Source organism: Snodgrassella communis, assembly GCF_914768045.1.
Lineage (GTDB): Bacteria > Pseudomonadota > Gammaproteobacteria > Burkholderiales > Neisseriaceae > Snodgrassella > Snodgrassella communis.
The window spans coordinates 110114-133241 of sequence record NZ_CAJZCD010000003.1 but is presented as its reverse complement, the minus strand read 5'-3'; the positions used below and the strand labels follow the sequence as shown (position 1 = coordinate 133241).

The 23128-nt window shown below is 44.7% G+C and carries 24 protein-coding genes; 11 read left to right on the top strand and 13 right to left on the bottom strand.

Annotated elements, in window-relative coordinates:
* Window positions 1-78: 78 nt before the first annotated feature.
* From ppk1 to aroQ, 9 genes are all read right to left on the bottom strand, one after another.
* On the bottom strand, window positions 79-2142 hold the full coding sequence (gene ppk1 / locus MJ761_RS04805; RefSeq protein WP_093092120.1) for a polyphosphate kinase 1: 2064 nt from the start codon (window positions 2140-2142) through the stop codon (window positions 79-81).
* A gap of 85 nt (window positions 2143-2227) precedes the next feature.
* Window positions 2228-2779: a serine acetyltransferase gene (locus MJ761_RS04800; protein ID WP_093092118.1), complete on the bottom strand. Its 552-nt coding sequence runs from the start codon at window positions 2777-2779 to the stop codon at window positions 2228-2230.
* A gap of 71 nt (window positions 2780-2850) precedes the next feature.
* Window positions 2851-3123: an oxidative damage protection protein gene (locus MJ761_RS04795; RefSeq protein WP_093092116.1), complete on the bottom strand. Its 273-nt coding sequence runs from the start codon at window positions 3121-3123 to the stop codon at window positions 2851-2853.
* 65 nt (window positions 3124-3188) lie between these two features.
* On the bottom strand, window positions 3189-4529 hold the full coding sequence (argA, locus tag MJ761_RS04790; protein ID WP_093092114.1) for an amino-acid N-acetyltransferase: 1341 nt from the start codon (window positions 4527-4529) through the stop codon (window positions 3189-3191).
* Window positions 4526-5320, bottom strand: coding sequence for a zinc ribbon domain-containing protein (locus MJ761_RS04785; RefSeq protein ID WP_093092112.1), 795 nt, complete (start codon window positions 5318-5320; stop codon window positions 4526-4528). Before MJ761_RS04785 ends, argA begins: the two co-directional genes overlap by 4 nt.
* A gap of 123 nt (window positions 5321-5443) precedes the next feature.
* Window positions 5444-6340 carry a 50S ribosomal protein L11 methyltransferase gene (prmA, locus tag MJ761_RS04780; RefSeq protein ID WP_093092109.1) on the bottom strand — a complete coding sequence of 299 codons (897 nt, stop codon included), beginning with the start codon at window positions 6338-6340 and terminating at the stop codon, window positions 5444-5446.
* Between the two features lie 90 nt (window positions 6341-6430).
* Window positions 6431-7789 carry an acetyl-CoA carboxylase biotin carboxylase subunit gene (gene accC / locus MJ761_RS04775; protein ID WP_093092107.1) on the bottom strand — a complete coding sequence of 453 codons (1359 nt, stop codon included), beginning with the start codon at window positions 7787-7789 and terminating at the stop codon, window positions 6431-6433.
* A 46-nt stretch (window positions 7790-7835) separates the two neighbouring features.
* A complete protein-coding gene (gene accB / locus MJ761_RS04770; RefSeq protein ID WP_093092104.1) occupies window positions 7836-8303 on the bottom strand; it encodes an acetyl-CoA carboxylase biotin carboxyl carrier protein in 468 nt (155 codons plus the stop codon).
* Between the two features lie 41 nt (window positions 8304-8344).
* Window positions 8345-8803 (bottom strand): type II 3-dehydroquinate dehydratase, encoded by a 459-nt coding sequence (aroQ, locus tag MJ761_RS04765; protein WP_093092102.1) that lies wholly within the window; start codon window positions 8801-8803, stop codon window positions 8345-8347.
* Window positions 8804-9731: 928 nt separating this feature from the next.
* On the opposite strand from aroQ, the gene MJ761_RS10855 reads away from it, so the two are divergent.
* The 7 genes from MJ761_RS10855 to pntB all read left to right on the top strand — a co-directional run bounded on the left by MJ761_RS10855 (window position 9732) and on the right by pntB (window position 16392).
* The gene (locus MJ761_RS10855) at window positions 9732-9860 is read left to right on the top strand and encodes a hypothetical protein (protein ID WP_255356350.1); all 129 of its coding nucleotides are present in this window, start codon (window positions 9732-9734) and stop codon (window positions 9858-9860) included.
* A 213-nt stretch (window positions 9861-10073) separates the two neighbouring features.
* Window positions 10074-11114, top strand: coding sequence for a tRNA preQ1(34) S-adenosylmethionine ribosyltransferase-isomerase QueA (gene queA, locus MJ761_RS04760; protein ID WP_093092099.1), 1041 nt, complete (start codon window positions 10074-10076; stop codon window positions 11112-11114).
* Window positions 11115-11125: 11 nt separating this feature from the next.
* Complete coding sequence (gene gloA / locus MJ761_RS04755; protein ID WP_093092097.1) at window positions 11126-11518, top strand: lactoylglutathione lyase; 393 nt, start codon at window positions 11126-11128, stop codon at window positions 11516-11518.
* 226 nt (window positions 11519-11744) lie between these two features.
* Window positions 11745-12062 (top strand): quaternary ammonium compound efflux SMR transporter SugE, encoded by a 318-nt coding sequence (gene sugE / locus MJ761_RS04750; RefSeq protein ID WP_093092095.1) that lies wholly within the window; start codon window positions 11745-11747, stop codon window positions 12060-12062.
* A 149-nt stretch (window positions 12063-12211) separates the two neighbouring features.
* The gene (locus tag MJ761_RS04745; RefSeq protein ID WP_093092093.1) at window positions 12212-13153 is read left to right on the top strand and encodes a siderophore ABC transporter substrate-binding protein; all 942 of its coding nucleotides are present in this window, start codon (window positions 12212-12214) and stop codon (window positions 13151-13153) included.
* Window positions 13154-13458: 305 nt separating this feature from the next.
* Window positions 13459-15000: a Re/Si-specific NAD(P)(+) transhydrogenase subunit alpha gene (locus MJ761_RS04740; RefSeq protein ID WP_093092091.1), complete on the top strand. Its 1542-nt coding sequence runs from the start codon at window positions 13459-13461 to the stop codon at window positions 14998-15000.
* Window positions 15001-15012: 12 nt separating this feature from the next.
* A complete protein-coding gene (pntB, locus tag MJ761_RS04735; RefSeq protein ID WP_093092088.1) occupies window positions 15013-16392 on the top strand; it encodes a Re/Si-specific NAD(P)(+) transhydrogenase subunit beta in 1380 nt (459 codons plus the stop codon).
* 156 nt (window positions 16393-16548) lie between these two features.
* On the opposite strand, the gene mog is transcribed toward pntB, so the two are convergent.
* Entirely contained in the window at window positions 16549-17124 is a 576-nt protein-coding gene (mog, locus tag MJ761_RS04730; protein ID WP_093092086.1) for a molybdopterin adenylyltransferase, read from the bottom strand.
* A 71-nt stretch (window positions 17125-17195) separates the two neighbouring features.
* Here mog and moaC point away from each other — a divergent pair, with 71 nt between their 5' ends.
* A complete protein-coding gene (moaC, locus tag MJ761_RS04725) occupies window positions 17196-17681 on the top strand; it encodes a cyclic pyranopterin monophosphate synthase MoaC (RefSeq protein WP_093092084.1) in 486 nt (161 codons plus the stop codon).
* A 1095-nt stretch (window positions 17682-18776) separates the two neighbouring features.
* Window positions 18777-19532 (top strand): XRE family transcriptional regulator, encoded by a 756-nt coding sequence (locus MJ761_RS04720; protein ID WP_093092082.1) that lies wholly within the window; start codon window positions 18777-18779, stop codon window positions 19530-19532.
* A gap of 394 nt (window positions 19533-19926) precedes the next feature.
* Here the strand turns inward: MJ761_RS04720 and MJ761_RS04715 are convergent, their stop codons facing one another.
* Window positions 19927-20199: a DksA/TraR family C4-type zinc finger protein gene (locus MJ761_RS04715; protein WP_093092080.1), complete on the bottom strand. Its 273-nt coding sequence runs from the start codon at window positions 20197-20199 to the stop codon at window positions 19927-19929.
* A 625-nt stretch (window positions 20200-20824) separates the two neighbouring features.
* On the opposite strand from MJ761_RS04715, the gene MJ761_RS04710 reads away from it, so the two are divergent.
* The gene (locus MJ761_RS04710; RefSeq protein ID WP_037407962.1) at window positions 20825-21154 is read left to right on the top strand and encodes a four-helix bundle copper-binding protein; all 330 of its coding nucleotides are present in this window, start codon (window positions 20825-20827) and stop codon (window positions 21152-21154) included.
* Between the two features lie 199 nt (window positions 21155-21353).
* Here the strand turns inward: MJ761_RS04710 and dapB are convergent, their stop codons facing one another.
* Together dapB and MJ761_RS04700 are read right to left on the bottom strand one after the other, a co-directional pair.
* Window positions 21354-22166, bottom strand: a complete 813-nt coding sequence (gene dapB / locus MJ761_RS04705; RefSeq protein ID WP_093092078.1) for a 4-hydroxy-tetrahydrodipicolinate reductase — start codon at window positions 22164-22166, stop codon at window positions 21354-21356.
* Window positions 22167-22170: 4 nt separating this feature from the next.
* Window positions 22171-22551, bottom strand: a complete 381-nt coding sequence (locus MJ761_RS04700) for an outer membrane protein assembly factor BamE (protein ID WP_051608261.1) — start codon at window positions 22549-22551, stop codon at window positions 22171-22173.
* Window positions 22552-22680: 129 nt separating this feature from the next.
* On the opposite strand from MJ761_RS04700, the gene fur reads away from it, so the two are divergent.
* The gene (gene fur / locus MJ761_RS04695; protein WP_037407964.1) at window positions 22681-23115 is read left to right on the top strand and encodes a ferric iron uptake transcriptional regulator; all 435 of its coding nucleotides are present in this window, start codon (window positions 22681-22683) and stop codon (window positions 23113-23115) included.
* Window positions 23116-23128 lie beyond the last annotated feature (13 nt).

Genomic DNA, 23128 nt, shown 5'->3' with positions numbered 1-23128 from the left:
TGGCACTGGCTAAACTGCCTATTGTAAATTTATTTTTCCATTCTGATCGGCCACTCTATATTATGGCTGATAAGCACATTACTGTTGGCGATAGCGCTCAATCAGCATATTTTGCATATTGGTTACGGGTTCATTATCTGCTGTCTTAATTCGCCGGTACTGACCATCAGGCTGCATCAACCAAGCACACTGATTATCAGCCAGAGCGAACATCAGTGTCTCTTTGATTATACGTTGTTTTAGCTCAGGTGTTTCAATTGGTGTACAAATTTCTACGCGCCGGAACAGATTGCGCCCCATCCAGTCGGCACTGGATATCCATACTTTGGTATCACCGCCGTTTTCAAAATAAAATACTCGTGCATGCTCCAGCAGGCGGCCGACAATAGAACGAACCCGAATATTTTCCGATAGCCCTTTAACACTCGGCCGCAATACACACATTCCGCGTACAATAAGCTCTATCTGTACGCCAGCCTGACTGGCTGCATACAGGGCATCAACAATACTGGGTTCAACCAGCGCATTCATTTTGGCAATAATACGCGCAGCCTTGCCAGCTTTGGCCTGTTCGATTTCACCGTTAATACTCTCGAGTAGCATTTTGTGCAGTGTGAATGGGCTTTGGGCTATCTTATTCAGATGGTTGGGCTGTCCCAATCCGGTAATTTCCATAAACACTGTGTTGACATCAATACAAATGTCCCGGTTACAAGTCATCAGTCCCAGATCGGTATAGGTGCGACTGGTGCCCTGATGGTAGTTGCCAGTGCTGACATGAGCATAGCGTTTCAGTTTACCGTCTTCACGGCGCACAATCAGTGCCATTTTGGCATGAACTTTGTAGCCGAATACGCCATAAACCACATGGGCACCAGCAGTTTCTAACTGGCTGGCCCAGTTCAGATTGGTTTCTTCGTCAAAACGTGCCATTAGTTCAACCACCACTGTAACCTGTTTACCAGCCAGTGCCGCTTTCATCAGTGCCTTTACTAGATCAGAATTACTACCGGTGCGGTAGATAGTCATTTTGATGGCAATAACCTGAGGGTCATCTGCTGCCTCCTGAATCAGGCGCACTGTTGGTTCAAAGGACTGATAGGGATGATAGAGTAAAATATCGCGCTGATTGATAATACTGAACAGATCGCGATTTTTAGTCAGTATGGTTGGTGTGCCGGGAATAAATGGCGGAAATTTTAAATCATTGCGTTCAACCATATCCGGTACGGCCATCAGGCGTACCAGATTTACCGGACCATTCACTCGGTATAACTCATCGCGCCCCAGATGAAAGTGGCTGAGGAGAAAATCATAAACATGTGCCGGACAATTGTCTGCTACCTCCAAACGTACACCTTCTCCATACTGTCGCCCCTGTAATTCGCCGGCAATGGCGGTGCGCAGATTCTCTAAATCCTCTTCGTCAACACTTAAATCGCTGTCGCGGGTAATGCGGAACTGATAACAGCCTTTGACACTCATACCAGTAAACAGCGTATGTACATGGGCATGCAAAATGGAAGACAGGAATACAAAACCATCGTGCCCATTGCATAACTCTTTAGGCATCTTCAATACCCGCGGCAGAATACGCGGTGCCTGAACAATGGCCATGCCTCCAGTCCGGCCAAAAGCATCTTTACCTTCCAGCTCTACGGCAAAATTCAGTGATTTGTTGAGTAAACGTGGGAAGGGATGTGATGGATCCAGTCCGATAGGCGTGAGAATGGGTAATAATTCATGCTTGAAATAATCAGCCACCCACTGACGCTGTGCTTCGCTCCAGGCACTGCGCGGATAAAACGAGATGCCTTCACTGCGCAAGGCTGGAATCAGCTCTTCGTTAAACAGGCGGTATTGTTCGGCAATAATGGCATGTGCTTGTTTGGTTACATTAGTGATTACGGTTTCCGGCAGTTCACCGTTAGCCAGTGGAATATGAGGCGAGAGTTGACGGGTACGTCGCAGCCATGCCATGCGTACTTCAAAAAACTCGTCCAGATTGGAAGAAACAATACATAAAAAACGTAAACGTTCGAGCAGGGGAACCTGTGTGTCTTGAGCCTGTGCCAGTACACGACGATTGAATGCCAGTAGGCTGAGTTCGCGGCAAAGTAAGTGTGGCTGAATTTCGGACATGAGATACACCTGTGACTGTCATTATGGGTAAGCGTGTGTCAGCTTGGGTTTAATTTATTAACATTGGCACTGTTTTGCATACAGGTCAAGTGTCATGTGTATTCATTGGTGGCCAGCGGTTGTGAATAAACCGCCCGGGATTCTGATAATTTAATACCTTAGCGTAATTACCTGCCGCAGTTGCATTTGCCGGGATATTTTTGGTAACGACACTGCCGGCGCCAATAGTAGCATTGTCACCGATGCAGACGTTTTCAATCAGATTACAATTGGGGCCGATATAGACATTGTCACCAATGATGGCAGCTGCCCCATTGTTGGCACCGATTACTGTGTAGGGTGAAAGATTCACATTATTACCCAGCCGGGCATTGCTGTTAATAATCAGCGGCCCGCCATGGCCGATATACAACCCGTAGCCAACAGATGTACGCGGGCTGATGATGATACCACTACAGCGTTTCTGCCATGCATACATCGGGTAGGCCAGTTTGCGCCAGATTCCCGTTGCGGAAGCCAGTCTGAACCAGCAGGAAAAGCGAAAGCCACGGTTACAAAAGTAGTGGCGTATGAATGTGCGCCAGTCAGTACGGCCACTATAACGAAATAAATCACTTTTAATAAGCCGGATTACCATAAAAGCTGTAATAAGATATGGGGTAAATAAAAAAGCTGTTCATCTGCAAACAGTCGAACAGCCATTGGATGTTATTCTTGTGGCGGAGTATAGCCACTGATGTGGTCAGCACCATCACCGAAGAAATAATTTTCCATTTGTTGGGTAATGTACTGGCGGGCTCGCGGGTCAGCCAGACTGAGACGATTTTCATTAATAATCATAGTCTGATAACGTAACCAGCCGTCCCATGCTTCCTGCGATACATTATCGTAAATACGTTTACCCAGTTCATTGGGAAATGGTGGGAATTTCATTCCGGGTGCTTCTTTGCCCAGTTTAATGCAATGCACCATATGACTCATGTGACTTCCTTTATGCCAATCAGGGGGGAAAGAATAGATTGTAAAAGATTTTTCGCCGGTTGCGTTTAAAGTTGGCGACGAAATATTTTCGACTGGCGTTTATTGCTTGTGTACTGCTGCTGTCGTTTTAACGGTAATTGCGCCAGTGTGGCACTGGTAAAGCCACGTTCAATAAACCAGTCGCCGGTATTGGTGCTCAAAGCAAACAGAACCTGTAGCTGTAATTCTTGTGCTTGTTTGATGACATGTGATAGTAGCAGCTCTCCATAGCCACGCGTACGTGCATTTGGTGAGACAATCAGACAGGCCAGCTCGCCAGCTTTTTCCTGTGGATAGACATGCAGAGCTACGCAGCCATAAACATAGCAATCCTGTTCCAGCACTGAAAATTCATGAATATGATTTTCCATATATTCGCTGTCGCGCGGCAGGAGAATACCCGCAGCTTCCAATGGGGCAATCAGTTGCAGAATTTCACCAATATCCTTGTTCTCGGCTGGGCGGATACGCATGAACGGCGCTTTGGCCATGGCAGTGCCACTGCCTTCGCGGGTAAATAATTCCAGTAGCAGACTGCCATCGTGCAGACCGGAAAGCACATGTACGCGTTGTACGCCATGTTCGAGTACATGTACCGCAGTTTGCAACAATTCTGTCTGGCGTTTATCGGTAATGTTTCTGGCCAGAAGCTGACGGATTTCAATACAGTTCAGTTTGCTGATGGTTTGCTGTTGTTCATCCAGTATACCTTGCTGCGTGCCCAGAAAAATCAGTTTTTCTGCATTAATGGCTTCCGATACAGCCTGAGCAACTTCATTTACCGGCAGACGATAAGACTGGCCACTGAGTGAATGACCAATCGGGCTGATGAATACCAGCTGATTGCGTACCAGATGCTCTTCAATGGCGGCGGCATCTACTTTGCGTACACTACCGCTATATCCCATATCAATACCATTAATCACACCTAGTGGTTTAGCGCGCAGAAAGTTGCCACTACTAATGCGTACATTGGGAACACTGTGATCCATTACCTGTGTCGGCATCATGGATAAAGCTGCCTCCAGATCGAAGCGAGCTATACCACAGGCCTGTTTGACCAGCCTGAGAGCAGCCTCATCGGTAACAGGATTTTCATCAATGCTGATGGCAGTATGGCAATCAGCTATGGCTCGAATAAACTGGCTGCAACCGTGAATGATGACCAGTCGCATGCCAAGACTGGTAAGTAACAATATGTCGGCAGCCAGCGCCGCCAGTTTGTCGCTTACCAGAACATGGCTACTAATGGCCAGTACCAGAGTTTTACCATTAAAATGGTGAATATAAGGAGAAGCCTGCCGAAAATCGTGAATAAAACGATTATTGTAAAAAAAATCCTGATTACCTGTTACAGGGGTGCTCATTTGATAGCCATTAAATAAAATAACTGCATCATCAGTACCGTTAACGCAACAATTGTGGCCAGAGTCCAGTTAAATTCTTTGGATAACTTGTCCTGCTGGTGGTGCAGAAATTCAGTTTTAGCATGGATGGCATCAGTTTTTTCGATGGCATCATTGAGCAGTAATGGTACATCTGCGTGATTTTGATTGTCATTAGGCAGTAAAGTAAATACAAGATTATTCAAGTTATTCACATTGCTGTTCATGGAAATATTGGTGGTGTTTTCCTCCGGTACAGGTACTGGTACGTTGGCAGGAGCCGATACTTCTTTTACTGCATTATGTGCAGAAGCACGGTTGAGCAGCAGTTCACTGCTAGCCAATTGCGGTTGTGGCGTGGATAAATGTTCCGGTTCCTGTTCAGCCACTTTGGCGGCGCGGATTTCAACTTTTTTAGCTGCTTGATTTAACAGAGTATTAAAATTCGGCCGCTTGTCGATGACTGAGGTATTCCTTGGTGAGGGCGCATTGGTATAAATTTTTTCCTGCGCACGCTTCTGGCTGGCAGTCTGCTTCAAATTCAGAGCGTTACTCAGTATATCCATAACTTCATCAGCACTTGGTACCTGCTGGTTAGCATCCTTGCCGGTTGCTGCCCGCGGGGTAACATTTTTATTAGCGCGGATTTTGGATACAACAATAAATCTGTGCTGACACTGGCGACACACAACACGTCCCCCATCGCGTGGCGGTGTCGTTACAGTGTTTTCTGCATGGCATTTAGGACAAATAACAGTGATAGTTTTAGACATGATATTTCAGTAAACCAAAATAGTTAAAGAGGGAGGAAATTCCGTACTGTCAAAAAAGGATAGTTGTTATATTGCGTTAGCATGCCGTATTAGTGCTATCAGGCAAATGGTCAAGCCAGATGTCTAGGCTCTTTTCCGACCACTAATGCATACCCAGCCATCCAAAGTTATGGGTGAATTCAAGTCAAACCACTGGCGATAAATTTCACTCAGTTCTTCTGTCTGTTCAGCCAGAATACCCGACAAGACAATCTCGCCACCAGTGCGGGTACGTTCAGCCAGCATTTGCGCCAGCATACGCAGCGGATTGGCCAGAATATTGGCAATGACAATATCAAACTGCTGTGCAGCCGGCAGGTCGTCTGGCAGAAAAAATTCAGCATCTACCTGATTCTGAAGCGCATTATCCTGACTGGCACGTATGGCCTGCGGGTCAATGTCAACACCACAGGCACGGCCAACACCCAGTTTCAGTGCTGCGATGGCCAGAATGCCTGAACCACAACCATAATCAAGCAGCGTTTCACCACCATGCACATGTTTATCCAGCCATTGCAGACATAAGTGAGTAGTGGGATGACTACCCGTACCAAATGCGAGCCCGGGATCTAGTTGCAGATTAATTACACCCGGCTCAGTTGGCTGATTATGCCACGACGGTGTAATCCATAAACGGGAAGAAATCTGAATCGGGTCAAACTGCGATTGTGTCAATCTTACCCAGTCCTGCTCGGGAATGGTTTCCAGATAATAATGAGGCATATCGATGCCGCAATCGTGTGCAGCAGCAGACACAATGGCTTCAATATCGGCATGTTCACTAAACAGTGCCACAATGTTGCTTTGTTGCCAAACCTGCTCGGTGGGCATATCCGGTTCGCCAAAAATTGGCTGCTCATCATCATTACCGGCATTGGCGTCTTCAATAGCAGTACTCAATGCGCCGTTTTCTATCAGCGCATCAGAGAGCTTATCAACCTTATCCTGTGTAACTGTAATGACAACTTGTTGGTAGTGCATGGCTTTTTACCGTGTGTAGATGTTCTATAAAACTTCAGGCAGCCACTGCGGCTGCCTGTGAATAAAAGCGCAATGTATGCGTATTGTAAATTATTTTTGTGCTTCTTTGTGTTTTTGTAACCATTGCTCAAGATAGTGAATACTCTCACCACCATGAATAAAGCCCGGGTCAGCAAAAATATCGCGATGCAGATTGGTATTGGTTTTAATACCTGTAATGGCCAGTTCCCGCAAAGCGACACGCATTTTGGCAATGGCTTCTTCGCGGTTGCGGCCGTGGGTACACACTTTACCAATCATACTATCGTAGTAGGGTGGTACAGTGTATCCCTGATATATGTGGCTGTCGATGCGTACCCCGTTGCCACCGGGCTGGTGGCAACTGGTAATCAGGCCAGGACTGGGGACAAAAGTATAGGGATCTTCGGCATTAATCCGGCACTCAAAAGCATGTCCCAGCAGGCGGATATCGGCTTGGGTATAGGATAACGGCAGGCCGGAGGCCACACGGATCTGTTCCTGAACAATATCGACACCAGTAATCAGCTCAGTTATGGCATGTTCTACCTGTACGCGGGTATTCATTTCAATGAAGAAAAATTCACCGTCTTCGTACAGAAATTCAAATGTACCGGCACCGCGGTAACCGATGCGCTTACAAGCAGACACACAGGCAGTACCGATGCGTTCCCGTTCTTCAGGCGTGATAAATGGTGCTGGTGCCTCTTCAATCACTTTCTGATGGCGTCGCTGCATGGAGCAGTCACGTTCACCCAGATAAATAGCATTGCCATGTTCATCACACAGTATCTGAACTTCAATATGGCGCGGTTTTTGCAGATAGCGCTCCATATACACGGCCGGATTACCGAAAGCTGCGCCAGCTTCTGTGCGCGTCATTTCTACTGCAGCAAGCAGGTCTTCAGCCTTTTCTACCACACGCATACCACGACCGCCACCACCACCGGAAGCTTTAATAATTACCGGATAACCAACTTGCGCACCAATTTTTTCAATTTCATGCGCGTCTTCCGGCAATGCACCATCTGAACCGGGCACACAAGGTACTCCCGCAGCCTGCATCGCCTTTTTGGCTGAAACCTTGTCTCCCATCTGACGGATGGTTTCCGGACGCGGACCGATAAATACAAAGCCAGACTGTTCCACCTGCTCGGCAAAGCCATCATTTTCAGCCAGAAAACCATAGCCGGGATGAATCGCATCAGCATCGGTAACTTCGGCTGCGGAAATCAGAGCGGGAATATTCAGATAACTCTGAGCAGAGCTGGCCGGACCAATACATACTGATTCATCTGCCAGCTTCACATGTAGGGCATCACTGTCTGCTTCTGAATGCACAGCCACGGTTGCAATGCCCATTTCATGGCAGGCGCGCAGAATGCGCAGCGCAATTTCACCACGATTGGCAATAAGAATTTTTTTTAACATAAGGCAGTACCTTGTAAGAAACGGGAAGTATTACTGATATTGAGCATTACTCAATAATAAACAGCGGTTCACCGAATTCAACAGGCTGCCCGTTGGCTATAAGAATTTCTTTCACCACACCACTGTGATCAGCTTCGATTTCGTTCATCAGTTTCATGGCTTCAATGATACACAAGGTATCACCGGCATTAACCGTCTGACCAACTTCAACAAACGGCGCAGAATTAGGGCTGGCTGCTCGGTAGAATGTACCGACCATGGGTGATTTCACTGCTTTGCTGAGATCAGGAGCAGCCGCTTCCGCTGTGGAGCCCGCTGCTGCCGTTTCTGTTGCAGTCGCTGGTGCTGCTGCCATTATGGCAGGTTGTTGCTGCATCGGTGCTGCATATATAGGCTGAGTTGCAGCAGTGGTACGGGTAATGCGTACCTTTTCCTCACCTTCAGTAACTTCGATTTCGGCAATGCCGGATTCTTCTACCAGATCAATGAGTTTTTTTAGTTTACGTAAATCCATATTATGAACCCTTGTGTGATTGGACTTAGCCGCAATAAGTATTAGTGTTGGCGGCTAGTCTCTTGAATGTATTCTATTGCCCGATGTAATGCCGCTTCGTAGCCATATACGCCCAGACCACAGATTACACCCATAGCAATATCGGACAGATAAGAATGACGCCGGAAAGACTCGCGGGCATGTACATTGGAAATATGCACCTCAATAAATGGTTTGCCGGCAGCAGCAAAAGCATCACGAATGGCGACACTGGTATGCGTAAATGCACCCGGATTAATGATAATAAACCGGGTATCATCAGTTAAAGCCGCCTGAATACGTTCTGTCAGAACGTGTTCAGCATTGCTTTGCAATGTTTCCAGCGTCATACCGGCCGCCTGTGCCTGTACCAGCAGTTTCTGATTGATGTCTGCCAGTGTAGTAGAACCATATATATGCGGTTCACGCACACCCAAAAGATTCAGATTAGGGCCGTTTAAAACCAGAATAGAGGCACTCATAAATTTATTGGTTTTAGCAAAATTGCGTCATTTTTGCCGAAAATGCGCGCAGATGTCCAGTGTTTTCGTATTTATTTCACAGTGTAAATAATGTTTTTTTATACCGGGTGTAGTCTGGCAGCCTTATTTTGCGTGCTCACTGCCATCACCATCACTTAAATAAACTAATTCTTTATGTTATAAGCATTCAACGTTTTTATAGCTTGCTGGTGCTTATATTTTATCTTCCTGCCAGGTAGCAACTGAAATTTTATCTTAACCAAGATAAGATCCAGTGGTTTTAAGTCTGCTTTGTAGTGCCATTCCTGCCAAATTGGAAGCCATTAAATTCCAACCTACCAAATTAATGATTAAAAAGATTAAGGAATCAATATCCCTGATAGTCAGAACAGAACCTTAAGCAGTTATAAAATCGCAGTAATCACTACTTTTATAACGATATTTTATTTACCGGTAAAGCCTACGATTATCGGGATAATCAGCTTTATCAAATATATGAAATCACCGATGGTATTACTACTAATAGTCGGAATTATGGAGCTTTACAAGCTGAGGGAATGATTAAAATTGACTATGATTTGTTAACCAGTGGTGAATATGTTGATTATGAGATGAATCAATTACCATACTATTTTCAAGGACAACCATTTACCGGTATTGCATACTAATACAGATTGAGTTTTGTATTGGTTGAAGCAATATGTATTAACAGTTGGTTAATTGAATATATCAGTTTTTTTGCTGATGGTACTGGTAGATTCAAACGTTAGGAATGGCGATAGGATTTGGTATCTGGAATGGGAAAATAATACATGTAAACGGATTGAATCTCGCTATTCCGATTATGCAGGAACACATCATTCGGGCGATTTAGAGTTGCATTTCAATGAGCAAAAATAAATCAGTCGTGCAAATATTGAGGTTGATTATGCGAGTGCAAGCACTCGCATTATTTACCCTGCAACAGAATAGCAATATCAAAATAACCTTTAATGACGGCAAAATTGATTATTTTCAGGCATTTTTACCAGATGATTTGAAACAGCAGTTAATTTAAGCTGATAAAAACTATGCCAGATAAAATAAAGCTCTGATTTAAGTTTATATTTGATTATTGAAACCAAATTAATTATAAAAATACGCTAGATAACCTTGATTTTCGGAAAGCCGGCTGTTTGAACTATCTTCAGCCTGCTATCGTGTGCTATGGCTTCGCAGCTTACCGCAGCAGGCATATAATATGTATTTTGCCGTTTTCAGGCACTAGTACATGCATATTAATGATTTTGATTTTGATTTACCGCCAGAGCTGATTGCGCAACATCCGCCGGCCGTGCGTGGCAGCAGCCGTCTGCTGGTAGCACTGCCCGGGCAACAGCCGGCAGACAGTGAATTTACCCGGCTGGCAGACTATATTGCAGCCGGTGACGTATTGGTATTCAACAATACCCGTGTTATGAAAGCCCGCCTGTTTGGCCACAAGGCTAGTGGCGGCCAGATTGAAGCGTTGATTGAGCGCGTGCTGGATGCGCATACTGCGCTGGCACATGTGCGTTCATCCAAATCCCCCAAACCGGGTACAGAACTGATTTTTGAAGGCGGTATGCATGCACAGATGCAGGCACGTCAGGGTGAGCTGTTTATATTGCACTTCGCAGGTGAACAGACAGTATGGGAGCTGCTGGCCGCTCACGGGCATCTGCCTTTACCGCCATACATTACCCGTTCAGCCGATAATGACGATGATGAACGTTACCAGACAGTGTATGCCAAGCATGAAGGTGCAGTGGCTGCGCCGACAGCCGGTTTGCATTTTACTGATACTATTATGCAACAATTGCGCGACAAGGGTGTGCATCTGGCTGAGGTAACTTTGCATGTCGGTGCAGGTACTTTTCAGCCGGTACGGGTAGAGAATATTGCCGAGCATCACATGCACAGTGAATGGTATGACGTGAGCGAAAAAGTAGTGGCAGAAATAGAAGCTGCACATGCACGTGGTAATAAAGTCTGGGCAGTGGGTACTACCGCAGTACGCGCACTGGAATCTGCTGCGCGCAGTGGAAAATTGCAGGCTGGGCAGGGGGATACCAATATATTTATTACCCCCGGTTATCAGTTTAAGGTTATCGACCGCATGATTACCAACTTTCACCTGCCCAAATCAACGTTACTGATGCTGGTGAGTGCCTTTAGCGGTTATGATGAAATCCGTGCCATTTACCAGCACGCCATAGCAGCAGAATATCGTTTTTTCAGTTATGGCGATGCCATGCTGCTGGGTAATCTGGCGCAAACAAAAACAGAATAAAGGAACAAATCATGAGAATGTTGCATACTATGCTGCGCGTAGGCGATCTGGATAAATCACTGGCGTTTTATCAGGATGTGTTAGGCATGAAACTGCTGCGACGTGAAGATTTTCCCGGCGGCCGTTTCACTCTGGCTTTTGTCGGCTATGGTGAAGAATCCAATAGCACCGTGCTGGAATTAACCTATAACTGGGATACCCATGCTTATGAGCTGGGTACTGGATATGGCCATATTGCTATTGAGGTAGAGGATGCCTATGCTGCCTGTGATGCTGTGCGTGCCAAGGGCTGTCGGGTAACACGTGAAGCCGGTCCCATGCAGCATGGCACGACAGTAATCGCATTTGTAGAAGATCCGGATGGCTATAAAATTGAATTTATCCAGAAAAACAAATCTGCATAATCAGCCGGTGGTGCTTTAAGCCCTAAAGTGCCACCAACTGCTAAGATTACGCCAGATGGCCGCGATGCCGTCTGTTGCTGCACCATCATGGTTTCTCAGTGCTTGACGCTGGCTTTGTCTGCCTACTATGATGCGGTTATTCACATGCTTATGCATCTGGTCTGGGACGACCCGACCGGTCAATTTTCACGCAGGACGGCCTGCATCAGCCTGTACAGGGACAATTATGGCTTGGCTGTCATTATTACTGGCCGGATTATTAGAAGTAGTCTGGGCGATCGGTCTTAAATATTCACAGAATTTCACTAAACTGACACCCAGCATCATTACGCTGGTGGCATTGGTGGGCAGTTTTCTGCTGCTGGCGCAGTCGATGCGCTCCTTGCCGGTAGGAACAGCTTATGCCGTCTGGACAGGGATTGGTGCAGTGGGTGCAACCATTGTAGGTATCATCGTTTTCAAGGAACCGGCCGGCAGCTTGCGCCTGATTAGTCTGGGGCTGATTATTATCGGTATCATTGGCCTGAAATTTGGTGGGCACTAAAGCCCTAAGCGCATTTGGCTATTTGCCAGTATCTGCTAAAAATCATCTGTTTATACCCTATAGCCATTAATGACAACCTACAGGCTGGACTTTTGCCTTAATATAAATAATAATAATTATCATTATTTAATAAAAAGAGGTAGTTTGTGATGAAAAAAATTCTGGCGATGGCTGTGTTATCTGCATTAGCTTTGGGGCTGAGTGCCTGTCAAAGTACAACACCAGTTACGGTAACGCAGACAGGTGAAGAATTAAAACTGGCGGCCGCACCACAAAAAATTGTGGTAATGGATTTCGGTGCTCTGGATACTTTGGATGCACTTCATGTCGGTGACCGGGTAGTTGCTGTGCCTGAGCAAAGTATACCCAGTTATCTACACCAGTATCAGAACGATCAGGTACAGAATGCAGGCCAGATGAAAGAGCCGGATCTGGCAGCCATTCAGGCACTCAAGCCAGACCTGATTATTATGAGCGGACGCCAGAATGCTTTTTATAAAGATTTAAGTGCGATTGCTCCTACCCTGAATTATTTTGTTAATCCCGCAGACGGGCATTACTATGAAGATGTGAAAAAGCATATCCGCCTGTTGGGAAAAATTGCCGGTAAGGAAGCACTGGCGCAACAGCAACTAAAAGCACTAGACCTGAAAATGAACGCTGCCCGCGAGCTGGCGCAGCATTCAGCACAGAAAGCTATTGTGGTATTGCATAATGACGGCAATGTTATACTGGTGAATCAGGGCGCTTTTTCGGCACTGATTTTTGATGAACTGAAGATTAAACCGGCTGCAACTAAGGATTTACTGCCCACGCTTATTAGCAGTAATAATGACAAACCTACTCGAATAATGGTGGATAACCGGTTTATTGCCCAATACCAGCCGGATATTGTTTATGTTATTGACCGCAGTAAAGCCATCGGCAAAACACCGATGCGCAATGACTATTTTGATGACAAAATATTGCAGCGTGCCGGTACAAAATTAGTCTATCTCAGTGCCGATTTATGGTATTTGTCTGGTAATGGGCTGGAAAGTCTGAACCGGCAGATTGATGAAGTCATAAAGCCTTTAAATGATGTTAATTAACATCATAGAATGCCATGCAAAAGCCAGCCATTTTTTTGACGGCTGGTTTTTTTTGTTTCAAATACCTGACTGTTCTTTCTGACATAGATATTTAACTTTTATCTACGTCAATTTGATGTTATTGTTAATTTTTTTAAGTCAGAGTGAAATAACGCCATCACTGCGGTTTATCGCTGTATTTTGCTACCACAGCCGTTGTAAAAACAGTAATAGAATATTGCTGGCTTGGCGGCCAGTGGTCTGATGGCATATCACTTTCAGTCAAAAATTGTTTTTTACGGCATCTTCCTTGGAAAGGAATAAGCATGAAGATAGGTATTCCACGCGAATCTCTTGCCGGTGAAACCAGAGTAGCGGCTACGCCGAAAACCGTTACCCAACTGATTAAATTGGGGCATGAAGTTATTATTGAACATGATGCCGGCAAAGCGGCCAGTCTGTCTGACGGACTGTACCATGAAGCCGGTGCAACAGTGGCTGATGCGACTACCGTCTGGCAGTGCCCGCTGATATTTAAGGTAAATGCGCCCAATAAGGATGAAATCGCCGCCATGAATGAAGGTACGATTCTGGTCAGCTTTATTATGCCGGCACAGCAGCCAGAACTGCTTGAACAGTTACAGGCGAAAAAAATTACTGTGCTGGCGATGGATATGGTGCCGCGCATTTCGCGTGCGCAGGCGATGGATGCATTGTCTTCAATGGCCAATATCAGTGGCTATCGCGCCGTCATTGAAGCTGCGGAAAATTTTGGCCGTTTTTTTACCGGTCAGATTACTGCTGCCGGTAAAGTACCACCGGCAGAAGTGCTGGTTATCGGTGCTGGCGTGGCTGGTCTGGCTGCCATTGGCACTGCGCGCCAGCTTGGTGCCGTAGTCAATGCTTTTGATACCCGACCGGAAGTGGCCGATCAGATTGAATCTATGGGCGGTAATTTCCTGCGTTTAGATTATCAGGAAGAAGAAAGTAGCAGTGGGGATGGCTATGCCAAAACCATGAGTGCTGCCTACATTGAAGCAGAAATGAAACTGTTTGCCGAACAGGCCAGACAAGTTGATATCATCATTACCACCGCCGCGATTCCGGGCAAACCAGCTCCAAAACTGATTACCCGCGAAATGGTAGACAGTATGCACGAAGGTTCGGTAATCGTTGATCTGGCTGCTGCAACTGGCGGTAACTGCGAATATACCGAGCCCGGTAAAATCATTACTACTGCCAATGGCGTGAAAATAATCGGCTATACCGATATGGCCAACCGGCTGGCTGGTCAGTCTTCACAGCTTTATGGCACCAATCTGGTTAATCTGGCTAAATTACTCACGCCTAATCAGGATGGCGAATTAGCGCTGAACTTTGAAGACGTGATTATCCGTAACATGACTGTAACCCATGAAGGCAACAGCATGTATCCGCCACCACCAATTCAGGTATCTGCCACACCCAAAGCGGCGCCCAAAGCCGCAGCGTCTACTACTACTGCTGCACCGGCTGTACCGCCGAATACGGCAAAGAAAAAATTAATCTGGGCAGCTATTGCCGTTATTCTGGTGTTATGGGTTGGTGCCGTGGCTCCGGTGGCCTTTCTTAATCATTTTATGGTGTTTGTACTGTCCTGCGTAGTGGGCTACTTTGTGGTATGGAATGTTAACCATGCCCTGCATACGCCGTTAATGTCGGTAACCAATGCCATCTCCGGCATCATTGTGCTGGGTGCATTGCTGCAAATCGGACAGGGACATGGCTTTGTGTCGTTACTGGCCTTTATTGCGGTGGCTATTGTCAGCGTCAATATCTTCGGCGGGTTTGCTGTTACCCGTCGTATGCTCAATATGTTTCGTAAATAAGGGAGAAACAGGATGTCTCAAGGTATCGTAACTGCCGCCTACATCGTTGCTGCCGTATTGTTTATTCTGAGTCTGGCCGGACTGTCGCAGCAGGAAAGTGCCAGACGTGGCTGCTATATGGGCATAGCCGGCATGGCCATCGCCCTGATTGCTACCGTTTTCAGCCAAGATGCGCACGGATTGGGCTGGGTGATTATCGCCATGGTGATAGGCGGTGCAGTTGGCCTGCAACAGGCTAAAAAAGTAGAGATGACTCAGATGCCGGAGCTGATTGCCATGCTGCACAGCTTTGTCGGTCTGGCTGCTGTATTGGTGGGCTTTAATAGCTATATCGACCCGCACGATGTAGATTCAGATATGTTCACCATTCATCTGATTGAAGTTTTTCTGGGTGTATTTATCGGTGCGGTAACATTCAGCGGTTCTCTGGTGGCATGGGGTAAACTAAATGGCAAAATTGCCAGCAGCCCCTTACAACTGCCACACCGACATCTGCTTAATCTGGCTGCGCTAGTATTATCTTTTTTGCTGATGCTGTGGTTTGTAGGAGTTGGTGGCTCCAGCTTTGCGCTGATTGTGATGACTCTGATAGCGCTGGCCTTTGGTTATCATCTGGTAGCCTCGATTGGCGGAGCAGATATGCCGGTCGTGATTTCCATGCTCAATTCCTATTCCGGCTGGGCTGCTGCCGCTGCCGGTTTTATGCTCGACAATGATTTACTGATTGTTACCGGTGCACTGGTGGGTTCTTCTGGTGCTATTCTGTCGTATATCATGTGTCAGGCCATGAACCGCAAGTTTCTGGCAGTGATTGGCGGTGGCTTTGGTGCAGCACCCGTAGCGGCCAGTGGCGACAATACCCCTGCCGGTGAGGTGCAGGAGACCAAGCCGGAACAGGTGGCTGAAACACTGAAAAATGCGCATAGTGTCATCATTACCCCGGGCTATGGCATGGCAGTGGCTCATGCTCAGAATGCTGTGGCCAGTATCACGGCTAAATTGCGCCAGCAGGGTGTGAATGTACGCTTTGGCATTCATCCGGTAGCTGGTCGATTGCCCGGACACATGAACGTACTGTTGGCTGAAGCCAAAGTACCCTATGATGTGGTACTGGAAATGGACGAAATCAATGATGATTTCAGCGATACCGACGTGGTATTGGTGATTGGAGCTAATGATACTGTTAATCCGGCAGCCGTTACCGATCCGGGCAGTCCCATTGCCGGTATGCCGGTATTGCATGTCTGGGAAGCCAAAAATGTAATTGTTTTCAAGCGTTCTATGCAGTCTGGTTATGCAGGTGTTGATAACCCACTATTTTATGAAGAAAATGTCAAAATGTGTTTTGGTGATGCCAAAGCAACACTGGACGAAGTGGATAAGAATATCTAAGCAGTAGTTAAAAAAACAGTCTGGAAACTTTCCAGACTGTTTTTTATTGCTAAAAAGATTATCCGTAGCGGCTACAGTACAATCACAGCTTTAGCAGCCAACATAACCACTATAATGCGCTAATACACCAAAAAACATCAGATGGTTAATTGAAAATCAGCGCTTGGGCAACACTACCGGGCAGAAATCTGCATCAGTCTGAATCAGCGGGCCACCAACGGCATCTACCGCAATGGGTATCGAAGCAAAGATCCCCGGAATCAGTGTTTTACCTTGCTCATCTTTTACTCCGCCTAATGTTTCGGCAATTGCTGATGGTTTACCGGGTAAATTCAGAATCAGACTGTTACCACGCAATACACCTACCTGACGTGACAGAATAGCTGTAGGCGTAAAGTGTAAACTAATCTGCCGCATCAGTTCACCAAAGCCGGGAATCACCCGGTCGGCCACGGCCAGTGTTGCTTCTGGTGTGACATCGCGCAGATAGGGGCCAGTGCCGCCCGTAGTCAGAATCAGTGGGCACAACTCATCATCGGCCAGCCGAATCAGCGTTGATTCAATCAGTGCCTGCTCGTCTGGTATCAGCTGTTCAACCAGCTCCAATGGATTCAATACCGCTCGCTGCAACCATTTTTTTAATTCCGGCAAACCCTGATCAGCGTAGATACCGGTTGAGGCACGGTCACTAATGGAAACCAGACCGATTTTTAATAAAGGCAATGTGTTCATATTCAGAGTATACCCAGCAGCAAAAAGACAATTATTGTAATATAGACCTTTTAAGCTGTCAGTGAAGCAAGATGAATTCAGACGAGTTAACCCATTTTAATAGCCGTGGCGAAGCGCATATGGTAGACGTAGGCGCCAAGCCACACAGTAAACGCATCGCTGTTGCAAGCGGTATGATTAGTGTCAATGACAACGCCTATAGCAAAATACTTAGCGCAGACAGTAAAAAAGGCGATGTGCTTGGTGTAGCCCGAATTGCAGCCATACAGGCAGCTAAACAAACCAGTAATTTAATTCCGCTGTGTCACCCCATCGCCCTAACCAGAGTCAAAGTGGATTTTAGTCTTGATGACGAAAAGCGCACGATAAGCATCTGTGTACAAACCGAAAACACCGGTCAAACTGGCGTGGAAATGGAAGCCTTAACCGCAGCCAGCATCGGTTTGCTGACTATATACGATATGCTCAAGGCCGTAGATCGCAGTATGATCATTAGTGATATTTGTCTGCAACATAAAGAAGGTGGCCAGTCTGGCAGCTGGCAACGTCTGCCATAAAACAGTTATCAGCATTTGCAGCCAGTGAGTATCACTGGCTGTATTTGTTTTGTAATACGGATAATTTGTTGGAATTGAACCAATCTGCAACAGGGCAAACCGTTTTTAGTCTTTCAAGTATTTTTCATAGCTGAAAGTATTATCTGTTTTAACTGATAAAACAGTATGTTGTATATTTATTAATTTAAATTAAAAAAAAACAATATGTTATGTATTGGTTTTATCAGAATGAATCCAGATTGTTTATAATTCATTCATAAGAAATGGTTTTAGATAAATATTATATAAATGTACCTGTACCTAGAAATGTTTGTATAAACATTAAAACTAAAACTTAAGCCTAGATTACATAATATGTTGTTGGTATTGAGATAATATAAAATTTTAATAAAGATTAGTGAAATGCAACATGCAATTCTAGATTAATCTATATAGCCAAATTTAAGGTTTATTATATAAATTAAATTTCTATTAAAGAATAATAATAAAATACTGATATTAAAAGATATTGTTGAAAAGATTGAAAAATGGTCTTATGTAAATATTAAATAAGCGATGAAATATTAAAATCTAATTTTGAAGTTATTAATGTTTATTTTATGTAAAAATAACGATAAATTAACATATAATAGCTTGCAGTTTTCTCAGAAGACAAAATAAATCCAAGCAAGGATTGTAATGCAACAGGCTAAGTTGCAATTACCTGATTGTGTATGTAGTAATTTAGACGCAAATTAACTCATGTCCATGCATTTTCATGTACATGACGACATGGTATCATCAACGTTTGTCCGATCGAAAATACCAAAACAGGCGGGAGTAGTATAGTCCTAACATTTAATACTATACCTGTAAGTTTAAATAGAATCTTTAACTTAATTTTATAAAGTTAGCTTGGAATCTGTTTAATGTGTTGAATTGCTACTCCTAATATATATACATGTAAATTATATCGCAAAAGTTATATTTTGCAAGGTTTGATTTAATTTTATGCAGGTCAGTGTTGCATTTTATTAATCTTTAAGTTGTAAATGATTGTTTAATAATAAATTTTAAATCAAACCTTAGTTATTTTTATTTGAAGGTAATTCAAATATGGAAAATTTTAATGTTGGCTTTGCCTCAAGAATGCAAGAAGTAGTGGATATACTCGGCAGTGTTTCTGAGTTATCCAGAAGAGTAGAGGTAGCTTATCCGACAGCATCAAAATGGGTTAAAGAGGGAGCTGAACCCAGTACCACTAATCTGATCAAAATAGCTCGTGTTGCCCAAGTAGAAATAAAATGGCTGGCAACAGGTAGAGGACCAAAATTTGAACAGCAAGGCGTAAACGGGCTGACAGATTTTTATGCAGAACTGGCTAATCCACTGATAAGAAATAACGTTATCGGTGAGGCCGAATGTGGTTATGGCAGTCATCTTCATACAGTCTGTGCCAGCGATTATGTATTTGTTCCGGTATACTTAACCGAGAATATGAATGATCTGGATGCTACAGAAAATAAAGCAATATGTACCACCGCTTTCAACCGCAACTGGCTGGAAAATTATCTGAATGTTGATCCGCAAAAACTCAGTACCCTAATTATTAAAGATGACAGCATGACCGGTGTACTCAACGATGGCGATCATGTGCTGATTAATCACGCTAAAAAAGCTGGTGGCGATGGCTTGTATGTATTACGGATCGGGAAGAATATTTTGGTGAAGCGCACTCAGCTAAAACCAAATAATCAACTTCTGGTAACATCAGCTAATAGTGTTTATGAACCATTTACTGTTGATTTAGCTAATACTGAACAGGATTTTGAAATTATAGGCAAAGTTGAATGGTTTGGTCGCAAAATCTGATTTGACCACTAGGTCTACAGGAAAAACCATATCAATGGCTGAATGTATCGTCCTTACTGAATCTGAAACGACTAATCAAATTGAGATAGTGTCTGTTAAACAGCTTAATAGCAATCTTAATTATTATTCCTGAAACCGTATGGCTTGTAACGATAACTGAAAACGGGTATATGCACACAACTGCATGTTTATTTAAAGAGGCAGCTCAGACAAATGAGTGTTAATCAAGCCTATGGTTGTAATCGGCTACAAATAGAACTAATAGGCTAAGTGGCATATGAAGCATCGCTGATATAACTGATTTTCATATCCATCTGGAATTTACTGGAAATTAGGTTAATCCAGATACAGTGCGAGCCATTCAATCAGTATCGGATAAGCTAAATCGATTGCTCTAGCGCAACTGACTATCCTTACTGCCACGCCGGTTGTATAAACTGAATGTTTTCTGCCTTTCCTTATCGCGTTCTGTCTGGCAGCTAACACAAAACCGTACACCTTGAATTGCCTGCCGGCGTGCCAATGGAATTTCCTCTCCACATTCTTCACAGAATTCTGCACTTTCAGCCGCCAGATCCATTTGCTGGCGTACATGATTAAGGGCATCTGCAATCGTACTCTCTATCTGTTGATTCACAGCATCATCTGAAGCCCATCCACTAGCCATAATAAATTCCTTTAAATATCAGGATATTGAAATGGGGGTGTTCATTTGATTTTCAATATGCTGCTAATTAACATCATTATTGTAAGCGTGGATAGCTAAATCAGAGGATTGTCGCTGTCATCCAGACAATGGCCTCAGATAAATAAAATGCTGGCAGCAAAACGACTATTATTATGGCTGAAAACAATGGTGATATGTATATCAGCGCAGTTGTTAAAATGCTGTGTATAAATTGTATTAAATAGTCTCTTGTATGCCATGTGTAGCATCATATGTGTCTAGGCTGCCTGCTGTTTACTTTGTAGCGAAACTGTATTTGTTAACTATTCAATCTATATGATTACAGGGCAGGCTTATAAGACAAATCATTCTCTAGTAGAAAAATAATCATTCAGACCCACAATCTTATAATTATTGCTGAGCTTTTCACTGGCCAGTTTACAGTAACAAACAGTTAATATTGTGTATTTGGCTAATATTGATTATTTGCCACTACAAATTAAATTAACCTATCTAAATCATAAATTTATTTACTTATAACTGGATTGCATTATGCGCTATCGTTTTATAGACTGATTTTGATTTATCTTGTTAAATCAAAATATTGTTAAAAAGGATGCGAATCATGGATGCACTTAAATTTAAGGAATGTGTAGAAGCATGTAATTGTTGTATAGCCTTGTGTCAGTATTGCTCAACAGCCTGTCTGCAAGAAGATGATGTCAAAATGATGGCTAAATGCATCAGTCTGGATCTGCAATGTGCTGAAATGTGTGCACTTGCAGTTAATTTTATGTGTAAGAACAGTGATTTTGTCGTACAGGTATGTCAGCTATGTGCACAGGTGTGCCGTGCTTGTGCGCAGGAATGTGGCCGCTTTGATATGGATCACTGCCAGCGCTGCGCTGAAGCCTGCAATGCCTGTGCAGATAAATGCATGGCGATGGCTGCCTGATATCACAAAGTTTTTCAGGCCATTATCAAAGATAATGGCCTGTTAGTATCTGCTATATCAAATTGTTGCTGGGAAATAAATCAACTGAAAGGTTTTTTGGTTAAAGTTGATTAGTTGCGGTGTATATATATGGATAAAACAAGCATACAAGGCTAGCCGGATTAATGACTGGTCTTGTGACAACAATTTTTTGCTATGCTTACTTCAGGCCAAGTACATCCTGCATATCAAATAGCCCTTGCTGATGCTGGCGCAGCCATACTGCTGCACGGACAGCTCCATTGGCAAAAGTGGCACGGCTGGAAGCTTTATGACTGATTTCCACACGTTCGCCGTCTGTAGCAAACAGGGCAGTGTGGTCGCCAACAATATCACCAGCACGAATGGTGGCAAAGCCGATGGTTTGCGGGTCGCGCGCGCCGGTGTGGCCTTCGCGGCCATAAACCGCACAGGTTTTCAGGTCACGGCCAAGGGCATCGGCAATGACTTCACCCATACGCAATGCAGTGCCGGAAGGGGCATCTACTTTGTGACGGTGATGCGCTTCAATGATTTCAATATCATAGCCCTCATTTAACACGCGAGCTGCGGTATTAAGCAAGGCAAAGGTCAGGTTTACACCCACGCTGAAATTGGGCGCAAATACAATAGCTGTTTTCTGCGCTGCCTCGGCTATGCGTTGTTTACCTGCGTCATCAAAACCGGTAGTGCCGATAACGTCTTTAACACCAAGACGTTCGCAAATAGCCAGATTACTAAGTGTGGATTCCGGTTTGCTGAAATCAATCAGTACATCGGTATTGTCCAGTACTTTTTCGGGGTCGTGACAAATGCTCACGCCAAGTTCCAGTCCGATAGCAAAACCGGCATCCATACCGATAGCCGGTGAGGCTTTGTGTGTCAGTGCACCACTTAATACACAATCTTGCCGCTGGCTGATACTTTGAATCAGGGCTCTGCCCATGCGGCCATTGGCACCGGCAACAGCTACTCTCAAGCGGGATGCAGACATATGATTACTCCGTTTTTTCAGGCACAGCAGTAGATACTGGCTGTGGTTGGGCAGTGATGGCATCCCCTTCGGCATGAATCAGCTTGCCATTAGCATCAAAGTAAAGTGTCAGTTTTCTTTCTTCCTGAATTTGGCTGGCGCGGGAAATCACAAACAGATAATCCCAGCGATTGGCATGAAACGGATCGCGCAGTAATGGTGTGCCAAGCAGCATTTGTACCTGCTCACGGCTCATGCCGGGCTGCAATGAGTTCACTACCTTCTGATCAAGTTCATTTCCCTGAATAATTTTCAGTTTGTACGACGGAATTTGTGCCAGTTTGGCTGTAGAGCAGGCACTCAGGCCAAGAACAGCCACTGCCAGCAGGCAGTATATTTTTTTCATGCTGATACCTCGGAGCCGGGACGAAACAGTTAGCAATGGCGATGGCGACATTGTATGACACCCAGTGGGCAATTGCTTTAAAAGTGCGTATTATAGCGAGTATTATCAGATCGTGGTGAAATAAGCGTCATGAATAACAATGTAGCTCAATTGAAAGATAACGGTTTAAAGGTGACTGGCCCCAGACTGAAGATTCTGGAGCTATTTGAAGCTCAGCCTGAATTGCACATGAGTGCAGAAGATGTGTACCGCCGCTTGCTGGATGAGGGCGTGGAAATCGGTGTGGCTACCATTTACCGGGTGCTTACTCAGTTTGAACAAGCTAATATTCTGCTGCGCCATCATTTTGAAACTGGCAAGGCGGTATACGAACTGAATCGCGGCGGCCATCATGACCACTTAGTGTGTATTAAATGCGGTAAAGTAACTGAGTTTTGCAGTGAAGAGATTGAACAGCTGCAAAAGAAAATTGCCGACGATAACGGCTACCGCATTGTTGACCATGCATTGTATATGTATGGTGTGTGTAGTGAATGTCAGCCACTTGATAATAAATATCTGTAAGTAACGGGCAGGA